The organism is Chromohalobacter sp. HP20-39, assembly GCF_033052815.1.
GTDB lineage: Bacteria > Pseudomonadota > Gammaproteobacteria > Pseudomonadales > Halomonadaceae > Chromohalobacter.
The window spans coordinates 1-253 of sequence record NZ_JAWHTP010000935.1 but is presented as its reverse complement, the minus strand read 5'-3'; the positions used below and the strand labels follow the sequence as shown (position 1 = coordinate 253).

Below are 253 nucleotides of genomic sequence, written 5' to 3'. Positions count from 1 at the left end.
CCAGCTTCCAGACCACTGCGCCGAATTTGCAGGTGGACATCGACCGGGTGAAGGCCAAGTCGCAGGGCGTATCGCTGACCGAGGTGTTCGACACCCTGCAGGTCAACCTTGGCTCGCTCTACGTCAACGACTTCAACCGCTTCGGTCGCACCTACCGGGTCATGGCCCAGGCCGATGCGCAGTTCCGCATGCAGGCTGAGGACCTAGGCATGCTCAAGGTGCGCAATGCAGCGGGCGACATGATCCCGCTGAG

At 62.5% G+C, this 253-nt stretch carries 1 protein-coding gene; it reads left to right on the top strand.

Features of this window, described 5'->3' with window-relative positions; translation table 11 throughout:
* On the top strand, positions 1–253 hold a 253-nt coding region (locus RVY79_RS20705), incomplete at both ends, for an efflux RND transporter permease subunit (RefSeq protein WP_317466480.1).